Below are 18,036 nucleotides of genomic sequence, written 5' to 3' on the forward strand. Positions count from 1 at the left end.
CGTCAGCGGTCGACCTGGGTGAAGTCCCAGGTGTGCGGCGGGCGGGCCACCAGAGTCGGGGGCGGGTCCGGCAGCGTACGCGGGTTGCTCCGCCACTTGGAGATGACCACGATGCGGTGGTCGGTGGAGGAGAACACCTCGCTGGACAGGTGCAGCGGGTCGTGCTCGAACTCGGGCAGCACGGTCTCACACACCCAGGTGATCAGGTCGGCAAAGCCGTACGGCTCGGCCTTCGCCTCCCACATCCGGACGATCACGGCGCTCCCCTCTCAGACGCTGACCACGGTCAGCGGCATCGCCGAGTCGGCGGGCAGGTCGAGGCGGCTCGGCGCGACGCCCGCGGCGACCAGGTGCGAGCCCAACGCGGCCACCATCGCCCCGTTGTCGGTGCACAGATTCGGCCGGGGCGTACGGACCCGGATGTGGTGCTTGGCCGCCCGGTGCTCGGCCATCGCCCGCAGCCGCGAGTTGGCCGCCACCCCACCGCCGATCACCAGCGTGTCGATCCCGCTGCTCCGGCAGGCGTCCAGGGCCTTGCCGACCAGCACGTCGCAGACCGCCTCCTGGAAGGACGCGGCCACGTCGGCGACCGGCACCGGCTCGCCGGCCCGCTGCCGGGCCTCCACCCAGCGGGCCACCGCCGTCTTCAGACCGGAGAACGAGAAGTCGTAGCGGTGGGCGGCCAGATCCTTGGCGGCGGTCAGCCCACGCGGAAAGGTGATGGCCGCCGGGTCGCCGGCCCGCGCCTCGCGGTCGATCCACGGCCCGCCCGGGAATGGCAACCCGAGCAGTCGGGCCACCTTGTCGAACGCCTCGCCGGCGGCGTCATCGATGGTCGAGCCGAGCGGGGTGACGCCTCGGGCCAGGTCGTCGACGCGCAGCAGCGACGAGTGCCCGCCGGAGACCAGCAGGGCGATCGCCGGCTCGGGCAGTGGGCCGTGCTCCAGGGTGTCCACGGCGACGTGCGCGGCGAGGTGGTTCACCCCGTACACCGGCTTCTCGGCGGCGACCGCGTACCCCTTGGCGGCGGCGACCCCGACGAGCAGCGCGCCCGCCAGCCCCGGGCCGGAGGTGACCGCGATCGCGTCGATGTCCGCGATCGTCACCCCGGCCTGCTTCAGTGCCCGGTCCATGGTCGGCACGATGGCCTCCAGGTGGGCCCGGCTGGCCACCTCGGGCACCACGCCGCCGAACCGGGCGTGCTCCTCGACGCTGGAGGCCAGCGCGTCGGCGAGCAGGGTGTGCCCGCGGACGATCCCGACCCCGGTCTCGTCGCAGGAGGTCTCGATGCCGAGGATCAGTGGTTCGTCAGCCATGCTCGTCAGTCCTCGTTGCGCTGCATGACCAGCGCGTCGGTGTTGCTCGGTTGGTAGTAGCCGCGCCGCACGCCGATCGGCTCGAAGCCGTACGTGGCGTAGAGGCGCTGCGCCGGGGCGTTGTCCGCGGCGACCTCCAGCAGGGTGCTGCGGACGCCGCGCCGGGCCGCCTCGGCGAGCAGCGCCTCCAACAGCGCCCGGCCGACGCCTCGGCGCTGCGCGTCCCGGCGGACCGCGACGTTCTGCACCCAGGCCTCGTCGGGCGGGGCCACCATCAGCCCGGCGTAGCCGAGCACGCTGCCGGCCTCGTCGGTGGCGACCAGGTAGAAGTGTCGGTTGGCCAACTCGTTCCAGAACATCGCCGGCGACCACTGCTCGACACCGAAGAGGTCGGCCTCGATCGGCAGCACCTGGTCGATGTGCCACCAGCGAAAGCGGCCCAGTCGTACGCCGGTCATGGCAGGACCGGCTTGTGGCCGGTGGCCGCGACGGCGTCCGGGCGACGCAGGTAGAGCGGGGTGAGCGGCTCGCCGGGCGCGCCCGCGCGGATCCGCTCGGCAGCGAGCCGGGCCAGCGCCACCGCATCCGGGTAGCGCGGCTCGTTCCGCAGCGGCAGGCCGAGGACGTCCGCGTACCGGTGCGCGCCGTCGCCGACGGCGATGGTGACGGCCAGGCCCCGGGCCCGCTCGGCGACGACCGCGGGGGCGTCGACGTTCGGCCCGGCGATCCGCTGGCCGGCGCCGTCGTAGACCGCCCAGTAGACCTCCCGGCGCCGCGCGTCGCTGGCGGCCAGGACCGGCTCGCCGGCGGCCACCGGGTGGCCGATCCCGTCCAGGGAGCAGACACCGTACGTCGGAATGCCCAGCACCTGCCCCATGGTGGCGGCGGTGACCAGGCCGACCCGCAGCCCGGTGAACGGCCCCGGGCCGAGCCCGGCGACGATCGCGGCGAGGTCGCCGGGGCGGGCGTCGACGTCGGCCAGCACCGCGTCGACCTGCGGGGCGAGCAGCTCTCCGTGCGCCCGGGCGTCGACCGTGCACCGCTGCGCGCGGGCGAGGACACCGTCCGCCGAGACCTCGACCAGGGCTGCGGTCACCGCGGGCGTCGAGGAGTCCACCACGAGTACGAGCACGGTATGCCAGCGTAGCCGCCACCGCGGTTACCAGCGCCTCCCCCCTCGGGCGGCACCGGGCGGGGCCGGCGGGCTCAGCTCGGGGTGCGGAACACGCGCAAAAACGGCGGCAGCAGCCAGGGGCGGGGCCCTCCGATCCGCACCCGGCCGGTGAGCACCGCGCGGGCTCGGCTGACCCGGCCGAACATCATCAGGTTGAGCGTCGCCGGGTCGAAGCGGATCGTCACGTCCGGCCGCTCGTCCGGCGCGGCGAACCGCACCCGCCCGTGATCCAGGGCGATCGTGAGGGGCGCGGAGTAGGCCGAAGTGAACAGCACGACGATCCGGGGCCGGCGGGGCGGGTCGACCCCGTCGAGCAACCGGCCGTAGCCGTGCCGGATCACCCCGGCCAGGAACAGCTCCAGGAACAGCACGGCGTCCCGGGGTGGCAGGGTCCACGGCCGGCGGCCCGCGCGGGCGATGTCGTGGCCGTGCACCAGCAGCTCGTTGACCAGGTGGGCGAGCAGGCCGGCGAGCGGCACCCGGGCGTCACCGAGCCAGGGCACCACCTCGTCGGGCCGGCGGTCCGCGCAGCCCGCCAGCAGCCGGTCGACGTCCTGGCGCAGCCGGTCCAGCAGCGGCCCGGGGTCACGCTCGGTCAGGTGGCTGAGCACCAGGTCGTTGGCGTCGGCCACCGTGTCGACGGTGACCAGCGGGAGCCGTTCGTCGAGGCCGGGGACCGGCAGCGGCTCGCTGGCCGGGTCGACCAGCCGGACGTAGTACCAGGCCAGCGAGACCAGGTGGGCCAGGGTGTCGGTGACCGTCCAGTGAGCGGTCACCATGGTGTCGGGTGGGACGGAGCGGGCCAGCGCCAGGAACCGGCCGGCGTTGGCCGCGAGCGCGGCCGGCGCGGTCGACCAGCCCTCCGAGGTGATGGTGGCCGACACGGCTTTCCTCCCCGTCTGTCGCAACCGGGGAAGAGCCTACTACCGTCCGCCACAAAACGATAGCCCTGTGTCAATAGCGATGGGCCCGGGCCGGGGCGGCCAGCCAGGCCCGAGCGGTCAGCCGGCTGACCGTTCCCAGTCGATGGTGGGCAGCCCGGCGTCGGCGAGCGCCTTGTTGGCCGCGCTGAACGGGCGGCTGCCCAGGAAGCCGCGCGGGTTCATCGGGCTGGGGTGGCCGGCCTCCAGCACCACGTGCTGCGGATTGGTGACCAGGGCCGCCTTCTTGCGCGCGTAGCCGCCCCAGAGCAGGAAGACCACCCGCTGGTCAAGGGCGTCCAAGGCTCGGATGGTGGCGTCGGTGAACTCCTCCCAGCCCTTGTTCGCGTGCGAGCCCGGGGTGGCCTGCCGGACGGTGAGCACCGAGTTGAGCAGCAGCACGCCCTGCGCCGCCCAGCCCGCCAGATTGCCGCTGGGCGGCTTCGGCACGCCTAGGTCCTCGCCGAGCTCCTTGAAGACGTTGCGCAGCGACGGCGGCACCGCCACCCCGTCGCGGACGCTGAAGCTCAGCCCGTGCGCCTGCCCCGCCCGGTGGTACGGGTCCTGCCCCAGGATCAGCACCCGGCACTCCGCCGGCCCGCACAGCCGATACGCGGAGAAGAGCTCCTCGACCGGCGGGAAAACGGTGTGGGCCGCGTACTCCCCGGCGACGAACTCGGCCAGCGCCGCGACGCGGGCCGCGTCGAGGTGCGGGGTGACCACGGCCCGCCACGTGTCGGGCAGGAGCGCCAGCAGGTCGAGGGTGGGGGCGTCTTCGGGCATCGGCAACCTTCCGCCGGTGGAGATTGGTCGCGGGCACTGTAGGCGTCGGGTACGACATCCGTCAGTCGAGGGTGGCGAGGCGCCCCGTCCAGTCACCGCCGACCGGTTCCAGGGTCACCACGCGGGTGTCGTCGTCCCGGCGGTCGATGCGCACCCGCAGGTGCGCGTCGACCAGCTGCTCCACCATCCCCTCGCCCCACTCGACCACGGTCACCGCCTCGTCCACCGAGGCGTCCAGGTCCAGGTCGTCGATCTCGGCGCGTGGATCGGCGGACTCCCCCAGCCGGTACGCGTCGGCGTGCACCAGGGTCACCCGCCCACCCCGGGCCGGATCCGGGCGGTGCACCCGGGCGATCACGAAGGTCGGCGAGGTGATGGCGCCGCGTACGCCGAGCCCGGCGCCGATGCCCTGGGTCAGCGCGGTCTTGCCGGCGCCCAGCGGACCACTGAGCAGCAGCAGGTCACCGGCGTGCAGCACCCGGGCCAGCCGCCGGCCGAATTCGTGGGTGTCGTCGACCGACTTCAGCTCCACGACCACGGTCACAGCCCCTCCAGGAACCCTGCCAACGCCGCGTTGACCTCGTCGGCGTGCTCCAACATCACCACGTGCCCGCTGTCGTTGATCTTCACGAACTCGGCGTGCGGCAACCGCCGAACGATCTCCTCGGAGTGGGTCACCGGTGTGATCATGTCCTTGTCCCCCACGATCACCAGCACCGGCGTGCCGGCCAGCGCGGCCAGCGCCGGGTAGCGGGAGTGGGTGGCCAGCGTACGCAGGTAACGGGTGACCGTGTCGGCGGAGGTCCGCGAGTTCATCGTCTCGACGTACGACACCAGGGCCGGGCTGGGCTTCGCGGTGCCGAAACCGTACCGGCGGGTGAGCAGCCAGGCGACGTTGGAGGTCGACTTCCGGGCCTTGTCGATCATCGTGCCGCCGTACCGGGCGGCGTTGCTCATCATGTAGAGCACCGGCGCGGCGACCCGGCCGAGCAGCGCGGGCGCCACCAGCCTGGTCTCGGCGAGCACGCCGCCCGAGGTGGCCATCAGCACGGTGCCGACCACCCGGTCGCCGAACAGTTCCGGACACAGCTCGGCCAGCGCCATGATCGTCATGCCGCCCATGGAGTGGCCGACCAGCACCAGCGGCCCCTCCGGGGCCACCTCGTCGAGCACCCGGCGCAGGGTTCGGCCCAGCGCGGCCAGGTCGTACTCGCCGGTCTCCAGCCGCCCGGAACGGCCGTGCCCGGGCTGGTCGTACGCGACGATCCGGTAGTCACCGCGCGCGGCGAGCAGTTCGCGCTGGAAGTGGAACGTCCCCATGTCCAGGCAGAAGCCGTGCACCAGCACCACGGTCGGGTGCCCGGCGACCGGCCGGGTCGGCTCGACCACCTCCACGTGGATGTCGGTGCCGTCCGGCATCTCCAGCCGGAACGCCTCGTCGTACCGCTGCTCGCCGAAGGGCTCGTGGGCGTACGGGTCGGCGGGGTCGTTCTTGAGCCGGCGGATCAGGATCCGCTCGCCCACCACGCCCGCGGCGAGCCCGGCGGCGGCGACGCCGACGGCGGTGCCGACCACCCCGGCGACCCGGCCGGCGGCGGTGCGCGGCCGGGGAAGCCTCATGGGCGCTCGCCGTCGTAGACGCGGGGTACCCGGACTCCGCCGAACCGGGTCACGATCTCGTAGTTGATCGTGCCGGCCGCCTCGGCCCAGTCGTCGGCGGTGGGCTCGCCGTCCGCGCCGCTGCCGAACAGCGTCGCCACGTCCCCGGCCGCCACCTCGTCGTCGCCGCAGTCCAGCACGAACTGGTCCATGCAGACCCGGCCGGAGATGGTCCGCCGTTTGCCGCCGAGCTGTACCGGGCCGGCGCCGGAGGCGTGCCGGGGCACCCCGTCGGCGTACCCGAGCGGCACGACGGCCAGGTTGGCCTCCCGCTCGGTGAGGTAGGTGTGGCCGTACGAGACGCCGGTGCCGGCCGGGACCCGTTTGGTCAGCATCACCCGGGCCCGGGCGGTCATCGCCGGGCGCAGGCCGAACCGCTCGCCGGCCACCGGGGAGAGACCGTAGATGGCGAGACCGGGACGGACCAGGTCAAAGTGGGAATCCGGGCGGGTCAGCGTGGCGGCCGAGTTGGCCAGGTGCCGGTACCGAGGGCGCAGCCCCGCCTTCTCGACCATGGCCACCCCCTCCTCGAAGACGGCGAGCTGCCGGTCGATGGTGGGGTGGCCGGGCGAGTCCGCGTACGCGAAGTGGCTCCACACGCCGACCACCTCGACCAGGCCGTCGGCCTGTGCCTTCGCCGCGGCCTCCAGCAGGGTGGGCCAGTCGGCGACAGTCGCGCCGCCGCGCGACAGGCCAGTGTCGATCTTCAGGTGCACCCGAGCCGGCCGCTCCGCCCGGAGCCCCGCCTCGACCAACTCGTCCAGCTGGGTGAGGCTCGCGCAACCCAGGTCGATGCCGACCGCGACGCCGTCGTGCAGCGGCAGCCCCGGGGCGAGCAGCCAGGCCAGCACGGGCGCGGTGATCCCCTGCCGGCGCAGGGTGAGCGCCTCGTCGAGGGTGCAGACCCCGATCCAGTCCGCGCCGGCGTCGAGCGCGGCACGGGCAGCCGGGACCATGCCGTGACCGTACCCGTCGGCCTTCACCACCGCCATCAGCTCGGCGCTGGTGCCCGCCTTGAGCTGGGCCACGTTCTCCCGAATCGCGTCCAGGTCGACGCGCACCTCCGACTGCCACATGCCCCCAGCGTACTTCCGCCGCCTGATCACGGCGGCCGTGAGTCGCCTGGTCAGAGCAGGCGGGCAAGCACCGGGCGGAGCGCGGCCGCCACGTCGGGCGCGGTCACCGGACCGCTGCGGGCCGCCTCGCGGCCGGCCAGCCCGTGCAGGTACGCCGCCGCGGCGGCCGCCCGCTCGGCCGACAGCCCGGCGGCCAGCAGCGAGCCGAGCAGCCCGGCCAGCACGTCGCCGGTGCCCCCGCTGGCCAACACCGCGGTGCCGGTCGGGTTGACGTACGCCCGGCCGTCCGGGGTGCCGATGATCGTGCGGTCGCCCTTGAGCAGCACCACCGCGTTCATCCAGGCGGCCAGCCGCAGGGTGGCCGCCACCCGGTCCGCGCCCGGGGTCTCTCCGCACAGCCGGGCGTACTCCCGGTCGTGCGGGGTCACCACGATCGGCGCGTCCCGGGCGCGCAGCCGATCGGCCATCGAGCCGTCGACCAGCAGGGTGAGCGCGTCGGCGTCGAGCACCACCGGCACCGGCGCGGCGAGCACCGCGCGCAGCTCGGCGGCGGCCTCCTCGCCAGTGCCCAGCCCCGAACCGCAGACCCAGGCCTGCACCCGGCCGGCGTCGGCCACCCGGCCGGTGGCGACCACCGACGGGTGCTGGTGCAGCACCTCGGCGCGGGCGCCGCCCGCGTACCGGACCATGCCGGTCGGCCCGACCAGCGCGCCGCCCACCGAGAGCACCGCCGCGCCGGGGTACGCGGCCGAGCCGGTCGCCACCCCGACCACGCCCCGGCTGTACTTTTCCGCGTACGGGCCCGGCCGTGGCCACCAGTCGACGACGTCCGACCATTCGGTGACCCACAGCGCCGGGGTGCCGCGCAGCCACGGTTCCAGCCCGATGTCGACCAGCTCGACGTGCCCGGTGAGCGCGGCGGCCGCGCCGACCACCAGGGCCGGCTTCAGCGCGCCGAAGGCGACCGTCACATCGGCGCGTACCGCGCAGGGTCGACCGGCGGCGGTGAGTGGCACGTGCCCGGTGTCCACCGCGACGCCGCTCGGCACGTCCACCGCCACGACGGTGGCCCGGGTGCCGTCCCGCCCGCAGCGTCCCGCCAGGCTTGCGGCGAGCTGGTCGGCGGTCTCCCGCAGCCCACCGGTGCCGCCGATCCCGACGATGCCGTCAAGCACCAGATCCACCAGGGTCGGGGGCCGCTCGACGAGGCGCCCGCCAGCGGCCCACAGCGCGGCCAGCCCGTCGGCGTGGGCGCGGCCGGGGGTGAGCAGCAGGGCAGACACCGCCGCGCCCCGCCGGGCCAGCCGCGCGCCCGCGTACAGGGTGTCGCCGCCGTTGTCGCCGGAGCCGACCAGCAACAGCACCCGGGCGCCGTAAACACCGCCCCGGTCGGCGAGCAGCAGCGCGCAGCGGCGGGCCAGGCCGGTGGCGGCCCGTTGCATCAGCGTCCCCGGCGGAAGGGTGGCCATCAGGCCGGCCTCCGCCGTGCGTACGTCCGCGACCCGCCACACCGGTCTCATGCCAACTCACCCTACCGGCGGTCGCGGCCGCAGATTAGTCACCGGGCGCGCGGTGGACAACCCCTGTGGACAAACCTCCGGTACGCCCACCGCCGGTTGTCCACAGGCCCGTTCCCGGCGGTCGCCGGTCGCCTAGCGTCCCCGTTGCCCGATCCCGCCCGCCGTTCCGCGCGGGTGTCCGTCCCCCGCCGGCGTCCCCTTGTCGGCGGCCTGCGCCACGGGGAGGCGCCGATGACCGAGGAGCCGTTCAACGTCGAGCCGGAGCTGCTGCGCGGCGTCGCCCGGGAGCTGCGCGACGACGCAGACCTGCTGGCGCAGACGCTGGCCGGCACACCCGGGCTGGTGCCGCCGGCCGACGGCTGGCGGGTCGGAGCGGCGTTGGCCGAGCTGGAAACCGCGACGCACCGCTGGTGCGGAACGCTCGCCGCCCGGATGACGGCCGCCGCCGAGGCGGTTCGGGCCGCCGCCGACGGCTACGAGGCGGTGGACGAACGGGCCGCCCGACGGCTGGCCGGGATCCCCCGGTGAAGGGCAGCGGGGCATTCGCGGCCGCGCCGGCCGGCTACCGGCAGCTCTGGGCGGCGGATCCGGCGGCCTGGATCGCGGCCGGGGCGGCCTGGCGCGGGCTCACCGGCCCGGTCCGGCAGCGGGCCGACGGGCTGGACGCCCGGATCGCCACCCTGCGCCCCGCCTGGTCGGGTGGGGCCGCCACCGCGGCGCGTGGGCGGCTCGGCGGGCTGCGCGGCGCGCTGACCGAGGTGCTGCCCGCGCTGATCGAGGTCGACCAGGTGCTCGCCGAGTTCGCCGCCCGGCTCGGCACGGCGAAGGCCCGCCTCACCGCCGCGGTGGCGCACGTCGACGCGGGCGGCCTGCTGGTGGACCGGGCGGGGGCGGTCCGGCCCGATCCGGCCCGCCCCCGCCCCGCGGAACGACTCGGGCCGGCGCTGACCACGGTGGCCGCCGAGCTGCACGGCGCGCTGACGCTGGCCGGCGCAGCGGACCGGGAAGCCGCCGCCCGGCTGGGCGAGTTGACCACGGCGGCGGCCACCGGCTGGGTGAGCGTCCCGCCCGCCTGGCGGCCGTCGCCGGGAGCCGGCCCCGCCGAGGCCTGCCGGTGGTGGGCCCGGCTCACCCCGGCCGAGCGCCGCTGGCTGATCGGGCACGAGCCGGCCCGGGTCGGCTGCCTCGACGGCGTGCCGGTGACGGCCCGGGACCAGGCCAACCGGCTGCTGCTGGCCGGGCGACGCGAGGAACTCGCCGCCCGGCGCCAACGGCTGCTGACGCCGCTGCCGCCGGGGCCGGCCGAGCTGGCCCGGGTGGCCCGGCTCGCCCAGGTCGAGGCGGCACTGCACGGCCTCGACACGCTGGGCCTGCGGCTGGCCGCGCCGGAGGCGCCCCGGGCGTACCTGCTCGGGCTGGATCCGGCCGGGGACGGGCGCGCGGTGGTGGCGCTGGGCAACCCGGACCGGGCCGGCGCGGTGCTGACGTACGTCCCGGGGATGACCTCGGACCTCGCCGGGGCCCCCGGCGAGCTGGGCCGGGCCGCCCGGGTGCTGGAGCGCTGCGCGGCGCTCGGACCCGACGAGGAGACGGCGGCGGTGCTCTGGCTGGACTACGACGCGCCGGATTTCCTGCCCGAGGCGGCCCGCACCCGGCAGGCCGAGGACGCCGGGCCGGCGCTGCACCGGTTCCAGGAGGGGCTGCGTGCCTCGCACGAGGGCCCGCCGGCCCGGCAGACGGTGCTCGGCCACAGCTACGGCTCGGTAGTGGTCGGGATCGCGGCCCGCGACCACGGGCTGAGCGCCGACGCGCTGGTCTTCGTCGGCTCTCCCGGGGTGGGCGTCGAGCATGCCGGCGAGCTGCGCATGCTGCCCGGGCAGGTCTGGGCCAGCACCGCGCCGGACGACGTGATCCGGCTGGCCCGGCCCCCGGAGGAGCTGGCTCGCCGGGCGGTGCTGGCCGCCACGCCGCTCGGTCCGGCGGCGGCCGCGCTCGACGGCCACGAGCTGTGGTTCGGGCGCGACCCGAGCGACCCGGGCTTCGGCGGCCGGCGCTTTCCCAGCGGCCGGTACGGCCACACCGGCTACTGGGCGCCGGACAACCCGGCGCTGGACGGCATGGCCCAGATCGTGCTGGGCCGATGAGCGCGCGTCGCGGCCCGCTCCACCGCCGGGCGGAGGGGCCGCGACGCGGTCGACTACTCGACGGTGACCGACTTGGCCAGGTTGCGCGGCTGATCGACATCGTGCCCGCGGGCGGCTGCGATCTCGGCGGCCAGCACCTGAAGGGGCACCGTGGTCACCAGCGGCGCCAGCAGCGTGGGCGTGCGCGGCACGTAGATCAGATGGTCGGCGTAGCGGACGACGGCCTCGTCGCCTTCCTCGGCGATCACGATCGTGCGGGCACCTCGGGCCCGGACCTCCTGGATGTTGGAGACGACCTTGTCGTGCAGCATGCCCCGGCCGACGGGCGAGGGCACGATGCAAATCACCGGGGTGCCCTTGTCGATCAGCGCGATCGGCCCGTGCTTCAGCTCGCCGGCGGCGAAGCCCTCGGCGTGCATGTACGCCAGCTCCTTGAGCTTCAGCGCGCCCTCCAGCGCCACCGGGTAGCCGACGTGCCGGCCGATGAAGAGCACGGTCGGCTCGGACTTCAGCTCGCGGGCGAGTTCCCGGACCGGCTCGATCCGGTTGAGCAACTCGCGCAGCTTGCCCGGCATCTCCTGCAGCTGGGCGACGACCGCGCCCACCTCGTCGGCGAACTTGATCCCGCGCACCTGGGCCAGGTGCAGACCGATCAGATAGCAGGCGACGAGCTGGGTGAGAAAGGCCTTGGTGGAGGCGACCGCGATCTCCGGACCGCCGTGCGTGTAGAGGACGGCGTCGGACTCACGCGGGATGGTGGAGCCGTTGGTGTTGCAGATGGCCAGCACCCGGGCCTTCTGCTCCTTGGCGTGACGCAGGGCCATCAGGGTGTCCATGGTCTCGCCGGACTGCGAGATCACCACGATCAGCGTGGAGCGGTCCAGCACCGGGTCGCGGTAGCGGAACTCGCTGGCCAGCTCCACCTCACAGGGGATCCGGGTCCAGTGCTCGATGGCGTACTTGGCGACCAGGCCGGAGTGGTACGCGGTGCCGCAGGCGACGATGAAGATCTTGTCGACGTCGCGCAGGTCCTGCTCGCTGAGGCGCACCTCGTCGAGGGCGATCTCACCGGTGTCGGTGAGCCGGCCGAGCAGCGTGTCGGCGATCGCCTGCGGCTGCTCCTCGATCTCCTTGAGCATGAACCAGTCGTAGCCGCCCTTCTCGGCCGCCGACGAGTCCCAGTCGATGTGGAAGTCCCTGCCGGTGGCGGGCTGGCCGGCGAAGTCGGTGATCTCAATGCTGCCCGGGGTGATCAGGACGATCTGGTCCTGGCCCAGCTCGACCGCGTCGCGGGTGTGCTCGATGAACGCGGCGACGTCGCTGGCCAGGTAGTTCTCCCCGTCGCCCCGGCCGACGACCAGGGGCGAGTTGCGCCGGGCGCCGACCACCGCGCCGGGGATGCCGGCGTCGACGGCGAGCAGGGTGAAGGCACCCTCCAGCCGCTGGCAGACCAGCCGCATCGCGGTGGCGAGCAGCTGCGGGCTGTCGACCTCGCCGGCCGCGCGCAGGCCGTCCAGTGCCCGGGCGAGCAGGTGCGCGGCGCACTCCGTGTCGGTGTCGCTGGCGAACTCGACGCCGTCGTCCTCCAGCTCGGTGCGGAGCTTGGCGAAGTTCTCGATGATGCCGTTGTGGATAACTGCGACCCGACCATCGGGAGACAGGTGCGGGTGGGCGTTGCGGTCGGTGGGCCCGCCGTGGGTGGCCCACCGGGTGTGGCCGATGCCGGTGGTGCCGTCGCCTATGCCGATCGGGCTGGCGGCGCAGGACTCCGGGTCGCTGGCGGCCCGCTCGGCGAGAACCTTCTCCAGGTTTGCCAGCTTGCCGGCCTTCTTCTCGATCAGCAGCTCGTCGTCGCAGACGACGGCAACGCCGGCCGAGTCGTAGCCCCGGTATTCCAGCCGCCGTAGTCCGTCGAGCACGATGCCGAGCGCCGGGCGCGCGCCGGCGTAACCCACGATTCCACACATGGTCCGCAGCCTAACCCAGTTTCGCTCATGATGTGTGCTCGAAAGCCGGGTAAATGATCACCTGCTTTGAGTGAATTGATAGGCAAACGGCGCGGATCAGAAAAAACGCCCAGCTGGACGGAGGCGCGATCTTGGGAATTTGCCTCCGCCCACACATTGGTGGCCCTGGTCGGGGCCCACCGATCCCGCCGGCGCGGCCCCGGGCATGACGGCCGTAGGCTGATCGGCGTGATGACGACCGATCCGCTGGTGGCCCGGATGCGACCGTTCGGCACCACCATCTTCGCCGAGATGTCCGCGCTCGCCGCACGCACCGGCGCGGTCAACCTCGGGCAGGGCTTCCCGGACACCGACGGCCCGCCGGAGATGCTCGCGGCGGCCGCCGACGCGCTGCGCTCCGGGCACAACCAGTACCCGCCGGGGCCAGGGATCCCGGCGCTGCGCGCCGCCGTCGCGGCCCACCAGCGCCGCTTCTGGAACCTCGACTACGACCCGGACGGCGAGATCGTGGTGACCGCCGGCGCCACCGAGGCAATCGCCGCCAGCATCCTCGCCCTCTGCGAGCCGGGCGACGAGGTGGTCTGCTTCGAGCCGTACTACGACTCGTACGCCGCCTCCATCGCGCTGGCCGGCGCGGTCCGCCGGCCGGTCACGCTGCGTCCCGCCGCCGACGGCCGGTACGCCGTCGACCCGGTCGAGCTACGCGCCGCGTTCGGGCCGCGTACCCGGCTGGTGCTGCTGAACTCCCCGCACAACCCGACCGGCAAGGTCTTCACCCCCGAGGAACTGGCCCTGGTCGCCGAGCTGTGCCGGGAGAACGACGCGTACGCGGTCACCGACGAGGTGTACGAGCACCTGGTCTTCACCGACGCGGCCGCCCCCCACGTGCCGCTGGCGACGCTCCCCGGCATGCGGGAGCGCACACTGCGAATCTCCTCGGCCGGCAAGACCCTCTCCTGCACCGGATGGAAGGTCGGCTGGGTGAGCGGGCCTGCACCGCTGGTCTCCGCGGTGCTGCGGGTGAAGCAGTTCCTCACCTTCGTCAACGCCGGGCCGCTGCAACCGGCCGTCGCGGTGGCACTCGCCCTGCCGGACGCCTACTTCACCGGCTTCCGCGACGACATGCAGCGACGGCGGGACCAACTGGTCGGCGGGCTAACCGACGCCGGGTTCGACGTGCTCGCCCCGGAGGGCACCTACTTCGTCACCGCCGACGTCACCCCGCTCGGCGGCCGGGACGGGGTGGAGTTCTGCCGATCGCTGCCGGAGCGCTGCGGCGTGGTGGCGGTGCCGACCCAGGTCTTCTACGACGATGCGGAGGCCGGACGGCGGCTGGTCCGGTTCGCCTTCTGCAAGCGGCCGGAGGTGCTGACCGAGGCGGTCGCCCGGCTGCGCCGGCTGAAGGCGGAACGGTGACCGACGCGTACGCCGACCGGCTCCGCCGGGTCACCGCGCAACGCGGCTGCGACACCATGCTCTCCGGCGTGCGGCCCCCCTCGGTGCAGGAGCAGTTGGCGACGATCCGGGCCATCGCGACCGAGGATCTGCTGCCTGACTGCTACGGCGAGGGCGGCCCGCTCGACGAGTTGGAACGCCGGGTCGGCGCGCTGCTCGGCACTGAGGCTGTCGCCTTCTTCCCCACCGGCACCATGGCCCAGCAGGTCGCCCTCCGCCACGGCGCCGAGCTGACCGGCCGGGAGGCGGTCGGCCTGCACCCGCTCAACCACCCGCTGCTCCACGAGCGGGACGCGTACGCCGTACTCAGCGGTCTGCGGGCGGTGCTGACCACGAGCGCGCCGCGCAACCCGACGGCCGAGGAGATCGCCGCGCTCGACGAGCCGATCGGCACGCTGCTGCTGGAACTGCCGCTGCGCGACGCCGGTTTCGTCCTGCCGGCCTGGGACGAGCTGGTCGCGGTGGTCGGCGCGGCCCGGCAGCGGGGCGCCCGGGTGCACCTGGACGGCGCCCGGCTCTGGGAGTCGGCCGTCCACCTGGGGCACCCGGCGGCCGAGATCGTCGCCCTGGCCGACAGCACGTACGTCTCGTTCTACAAGTCCCTCGGTGGCCACTCCGGGGCGGCGCTGGCCGGCTCCACGGAGCTGATGCGATACGCCCGCGCCTGGCGACACCGCTACGGCGGGAACCTGTTCCAGCAGTGGCCGGCCGCCCTCGCCGCGCTCGCCGGCCTGGCACACGAGCTGCCCCGGCTACCCGACTACGTGACGCACGCGAAGGTGGTGGCCGCAGCGCTGGCCACCCTTCCCGGCGCGCGGGTGCACCCGGAACCGCCGCACACCCATCAGTTCCGGCTCTGGCTGCCGCATCCAGCAGAGGCGCTCAACGCCGCCAACCTGGCCCTCGCCGAGGAGGAGAAGGCCTGGTTCATCGGCGGCTGGCGGGACGCCGAGGTGCCCGGAATCGCGCTGGCCGAGGTGACGGTGGCCGGCCCGGCGCTGGAGCTGGGTGCCGACCGGGTCGTCGACCTGGCCGACCGCTTCCTCCGCCGCCTGCCGCAGCGCTGAGCCCGGCCCGGCCTCACCCGGCGGTTGGCGGGCAGCATGTGCGGCGGGCCGGCGGCGGGACCGCCCGACGCGGCTTCGTCCACCGGGCTGAGGCCCTTCTGTCAGCCGCTACGAACTTGATGACGTAAACGCATCACCCGGGGGCGGCGGACACGGGCAGGGCCCCCGGGTTTGTAGCGGGCCAACCACCCACAACCGTTCATCGAGACGGCGAACGGAACGGGAGCGGAGACGGCGCCGGAGGCAACGGGAGGATTCCGACGCGCCCGGATGAGCCTGGTTGGTGTCAGGCGACCGGGCTGGCGGTGCGGACCTGCGCGGCGATCCGCTCCGCGACGGACCGGGCGGTGGCCTCGGTGGCCGCCTCGACCATGACCCGCACCAGCGGCTCGGTGCCGGAGGGGCGCAGCAGCACGCGGCCCGTCTCACCCAGCTCGGCCTCGGCGCGTTCCACCTCGGCCCGGACGGCCGGCGCGGCGGAGCCCACGGTCCGGTCGCTCACCGGCACGTTGATCAGCACCTGCGGCAGCACGGTGACCACCGAGGCCAGCTCGGCGAGCGGCTTGCCGGTGGCCGCCATCCGGGACATCAGGTGCAGGGCGGTGAGCACGCCGTCGCCGGTGGTGGCGTACGCCGGCATGACGATGTGCCCGCTCTGCTCGCCGCCGAGGGCGAGACCGGAGGCGCGCAGCTCCTCCAGCACGTACCGGTCGCCGACCTTGGTCTCGACCAGTCGGATGCCCTGTGCGGACATGGCCAGGCGCAGGCCGAGGTTGCTCATCACGGTGGCGACCAGGGTGTCCTGGGTCAGCTCGCCAGCCTCGCGCATGCCCAAGGCGAGGATCGCCATCACCTGGTCGCCGTCGACCTCGTCGCCGTCGGCGGTCACCGCGACGCAGCGGTCGGCATCCCCGTCGTGGGCGATGCCCAGGTGCGCTCCGTGCTCCACCACGGCGGCTCGCAGCGCATCGAGGTGGTTGGAGCCACAGTCGTCGTTGATGTTGAGCCCGTCCGGCTCGGCGCAGATCGCGATCACCTCGGCACCGGCCTCCCGGTACGCCGCCGGGGCGACCTCGGCGGACGCGCCGTTGGCGCAGTCGACCACCACCTTGATCCCGTCCAGTCGGTGCGACACGGTCCCGACCAGGTGCTGGACGTAGTGGTCGGCGCCGTCGAGCAGGTCGTGCACCCGGCCCACGCCGGCGCCGACCGGGCGCTCCCAGGCGGTGGTGGCGTTCGCCTCGACGGCCGCCTCGATCCGCATCTCAATCTCGTCGGGCAGCTTGTGCCCGCCGGCGGCGAAGATCTTGATCCCGTTGTCCGGCATCGGGTTGTGCGAGGCGGAAAGCATCACGCCCAGGTCGGCCTTGGCCTCGGCGGTGAGGAACGCCACCGCGGGGGTGGGCAGCACGCCGACCCGTACCACGTTGGCGCCGGCGCTGGTGAGCCCGGCCACCACCGCGGCCTCCAGCATCTCGCCGCTGGCCCGGGTGTCCCGGCCGACCACGGCGAGCGGCGGATGGCTCCGGTCCGACTCGGCGAGCGTGTGCGCGGCGGCGACCGCCACCGCGAGCGCCAACTCCGGAGTGAGATCCGCGTTCGCCCGCCCGCGTACGCCATCCGTGCCGAACAACCGGCCCATACCCCAACCTCCGATGGGACTGCGATGGTAAGAGCAGAACGGCCGGGCCCACCTCCCGATGGGGAGGAGGACCCGGCTGTCCGTCAGAAGTACAAGGCGCCGCTGATGATCAGCGCTTCGAGTACTGGGGAGCCTTACGGGCCTTCTTGAGGCCGTACTTCTTGCTCTCCTTGACCCGAGCGTCACGGGTCAGGAAGCCGGCCTTCTTCAGGGCCGGCCGGTCGTCCGGCTCGCTCACGATCAGCGCCCGGGCGATGGCGAGGCGCAGCGCACCCGCCTGGCCGGTGGTGCCGCCACCACGGAGGTTGGCGATCACGTCGAACGCCTCGGCCTTCTCGGCGGTCACCAGCGGGTCCTTGATGAGCTGCTGGTGCACCTTGCTCGGGAAGTAGGCCTCAAGGTCACGGCCGTTGCAGGTGATCTTGCCGTTGCCGGGGACGATGCGGACCCGGACAATGGCCTCCTTGCGCCGACCCACGGTCTGGATCAGGCGGTCGCCACGAGGCGCGCGGGCGACGGGCGCCGGCGCCTCGGTGGCCTCGGGGGCAACCTCGGTGACGGTGATGTCGGTCATGCTGTTTCCTTCGCCCGCGCTCACTGCGCGATCTGCTTGATCTCGAACGGCACCGGCTGCTGCGCGGCGTGCGGGTGCTCGGCGCCGGCGTAGACCTTCAGCTTCTTGATCATCTGGCGGCCGAGCTTGTTGTGCGGGAGCATCCCCTTCACAGCCAGCTCGATGGCCCGGTCGGGACGCTTGGTGAGCAGCTCGTCGTAGCCGACCTGCTTCAGACCACCCGGGTAACCGGAGTGGCGGTAGGCAATCTTCTGCTGGCGCTTGTTGCCGGTCAGCGCGACCTTGCCCGCGTTCACGATGACGACAAAGTCGCCCGTGTCGACGTGCGGCGCGAAAGTCGGCTTGTGCTTGCCACGCAGCAGCGTGGCGGCGTGGGTCGCGAGGCGGCCCAGCACGACATCAGAGGCGTCGATGACGTGCCACTGACGCTCGATCTCACCCGGCTTCGGGCTGTACGTACGCACAGGTCTACCTTGTCTCGTCGTCGGTCTGGGGTCGCGCGCCGAGGTGACCAGGACTTCCCAGTCGAACCAGCGCGCACGAACGACCAAGCGTACCTGATGCGGCACGCCTCTGAATGTCGTACAACAGCAGGCAACGATACCCGGCCGCCCGGCAGCAGGTCAAAACGGGGTACCACCTCGCGCGGCCTGGTCCATCTGGTGGAGTTCTGCCCGTTTTCCCCACGGCCCGGGGCGGACAGGGCGGCCCTGCCAACTCTAGGCTGCGCAGTGATCCG

Annotated in this window: 18 protein-coding genes; 4 read left to right on the plus strand and 14 right to left on the minus strand. The window is 73.8% G+C overall.

From position 1 onward, the window contains the following. Nucleotides 1–2: 2 nt before the first annotated feature. From ABZ671_RS06835 to ABZ671_RS06880, 10 genes are all read right to left on the minus strand, one after another. Nucleotides 3–257, minus strand: coding sequence for a hypothetical protein (locus ABZ671_RS06835; RefSeq protein ID WP_357852414.1), 255 nt, complete (start codon nt 255–257; stop codon nt 3–5). Nucleotides 258–269: 12 nt separating this feature from the next. Beyond that, the gene (gene tsaD / locus ABZ671_RS06840; protein WP_357852417.1) at nt 270–1,316 is read right to left on the minus strand and encodes a tRNA (adenosine(37)-N6)-threonylcarbamoyltransferase complex transferase subunit TsaD; all 1,047 of its coding nucleotides are present in this window, start codon (nt 1,314–1,316) and stop codon (nt 270–272) included. Nucleotides 1,317–1,321: 5 nt separating this feature from the next. Then, nucleotides 1,322–1,774: a ribosomal protein S18-alanine N-acetyltransferase gene (gene rimI / locus ABZ671_RS06845; protein WP_357852420.1), complete on the minus strand. Its 453-nt coding sequence runs from the start codon at nt 1,772–1,774 to the stop codon at nt 1,322–1,324. Then, entirely contained in the window at nt 1,771–2,448 is a 678-nt protein-coding gene (tsaB, locus tag ABZ671_RS06850; RefSeq protein WP_357852423.1) for a tRNA (adenosine(37)-N6)-threonylcarbamoyltransferase complex dimerization subunit type 1 TsaB, read from the minus strand. The genes rimI and tsaB overlap by 4 nt, the downstream gene beginning before the upstream one ends. Nucleotides 2,449–2,522: 74 nt before the next feature. Next, nucleotides 2,523–3,374: a maleylpyruvate isomerase N-terminal domain-containing protein gene (locus ABZ671_RS06855; RefSeq protein ID WP_357852426.1), complete on the minus strand. Its 852-nt coding sequence runs from the start codon at nt 3,372–3,374 to the stop codon at nt 2,523–2,525. A 117-nt stretch (nt 3,375–3,491) separates the two neighbouring features. Continuing rightward, nucleotides 3,492–4,193, minus strand: coding sequence for a uracil-DNA glycosylase (ung, locus tag ABZ671_RS06860; RefSeq protein WP_357852429.1), 702 nt, complete (start codon nt 4,191–4,193; stop codon nt 3,492–3,494). Nucleotides 4,194–4,254: 61 nt separating this feature from the next. Next, nucleotides 4,255–4,737, minus strand: a complete 483-nt coding sequence (gene tsaE / locus ABZ671_RS06865; protein ID WP_357852432.1) for a tRNA (adenosine(37)-N6)-threonylcarbamoyltransferase complex ATPase subunit type 1 TsaE — start codon at nt 4,735–4,737, stop codon at nt 4,255–4,257. Next, nucleotides 4,734–5,813: an alpha/beta hydrolase gene (locus ABZ671_RS06870; protein WP_357852434.1), complete on the minus strand. Its 1,080-nt coding sequence runs from the start codon at nt 5,811–5,813 to the stop codon at nt 4,734–4,736. Before ABZ671_RS06870 ends, tsaE begins: the two co-directional genes overlap by 4 nt. Continuing rightward, nucleotides 5,810–6,928, minus strand: a complete 1,119-nt coding sequence (gene alr / locus ABZ671_RS06875; protein ID WP_357852437.1) for an alanine racemase — start codon at nt 6,926–6,928, stop codon at nt 5,810–5,812. Before alr ends, ABZ671_RS06870 begins: the two co-directional genes overlap by 4 nt. A gap of 50 nt (nt 6,929–6,978) precedes the next feature. After that, on the minus strand, nt 6,979–8,448 hold the full coding sequence (locus tag ABZ671_RS06880) for an NAD(P)H-hydrate dehydratase (RefSeq protein WP_357852440.1): 1,470 nt from the start codon (nt 8,446–8,448) through the stop codon (nt 6,979–6,981). A gap of 231 nt (nt 8,449–8,679) precedes the next feature. Here ABZ671_RS06880 and ABZ671_RS06885 point away from each other — a divergent pair, with 231 nt between their 5' ends. Continuing rightward, on the plus strand, nt 8,680–8,976 hold the full coding sequence (locus ABZ671_RS06885; protein WP_357852443.1) for a type VII secretion target: 297 nt from the start codon (nt 8,680–8,682) through the stop codon (nt 8,974–8,976). Beyond that, nucleotides 8,973–10,592 (plus strand): alpha/beta hydrolase, encoded by a 1,620-nt coding sequence (locus ABZ671_RS06890; protein ID WP_357852446.1) that lies wholly within the window; start codon nt 8,973–8,975, stop codon nt 10,590–10,592. The genes ABZ671_RS06885 and ABZ671_RS06890 overlap by 4 nt, the downstream gene beginning before the upstream one ends. A gap of 53 nt (nt 10,593–10,645) precedes the next feature. Here the strand turns inward: ABZ671_RS06890 and glmS are convergent, their stop codons facing one another. Further along, a complete protein-coding gene (gene glmS, locus ABZ671_RS06895; RefSeq protein WP_357852449.1) occupies nt 10,646–12,559 on the minus strand; it encodes a glutamine--fructose-6-phosphate transaminase (isomerizing) in 1,914 nt (637 codons plus the stop codon). 231 nt (nt 12,560–12,790) lie between these two features. Here glmS and ABZ671_RS06900 point away from each other — a divergent pair, with 231 nt between their 5' ends. Both ABZ671_RS06900 and ABZ671_RS06905 read left to right on the plus strand, forming a co-directional pair. Then, entirely contained in the window at nt 12,791–13,975 is a 1,185-nt protein-coding gene (locus ABZ671_RS06900; protein ID WP_357852613.1) for a pyridoxal phosphate-dependent aminotransferase, read from the plus strand. Then, the gene (locus tag ABZ671_RS06905) at nt 13,972–15,081 is read left to right on the plus strand and encodes a beta-eliminating lyase-related protein (protein WP_357852452.1); all 1,110 of its coding nucleotides are present in this window, start codon (nt 13,972–13,974) and stop codon (nt 15,079–15,081) included. Before ABZ671_RS06900 ends, ABZ671_RS06905 begins: the two co-directional genes overlap by 4 nt. Before the next feature lie 286 nt (nt 15,082–15,367). On the opposite strand, the gene glmM is transcribed toward ABZ671_RS06905, so the two are convergent. The 3 genes from glmM to rplM form a co-directional block, all read right to left on the minus strand. After that, nucleotides 15,368–16,723 carry a phosphoglucosamine mutase gene (glmM, locus tag ABZ671_RS06910; protein WP_357852455.1) on the minus strand — a complete coding sequence of 452 codons (1,356 nt, stop codon included), beginning with the start codon at nt 16,721–16,723 and terminating at the stop codon, nt 15,368–15,370. Nucleotides 16,724–16,832: 109 nt separating this feature from the next. Next, entirely contained in the window at nt 16,833–17,297 is a 465-nt protein-coding gene (gene rpsI, locus ABZ671_RS06915) for a 30S ribosomal protein S9 (protein ID WP_357852458.1), read from the minus strand. Between the two features lie 20 nt (nt 17,298–17,317). Beyond that, entirely contained in the window at nt 17,318–17,761 is a 444-nt protein-coding gene (rplM, locus tag ABZ671_RS06920; RefSeq protein WP_357852616.1) for a 50S ribosomal protein L13, read from the minus strand. Nucleotides 17,762–18,036: the final 275 nt, after the last annotated feature.

The sequence above is a fragment of the Micromonospora sp. NPDC006766 genome (assembly GCF_040636055.1).
Taxonomy (GTDB): domain Bacteria; phylum Actinomycetota; class Actinomycetes; order Mycobacteriales; family Micromonosporaceae; genus Micromonospora.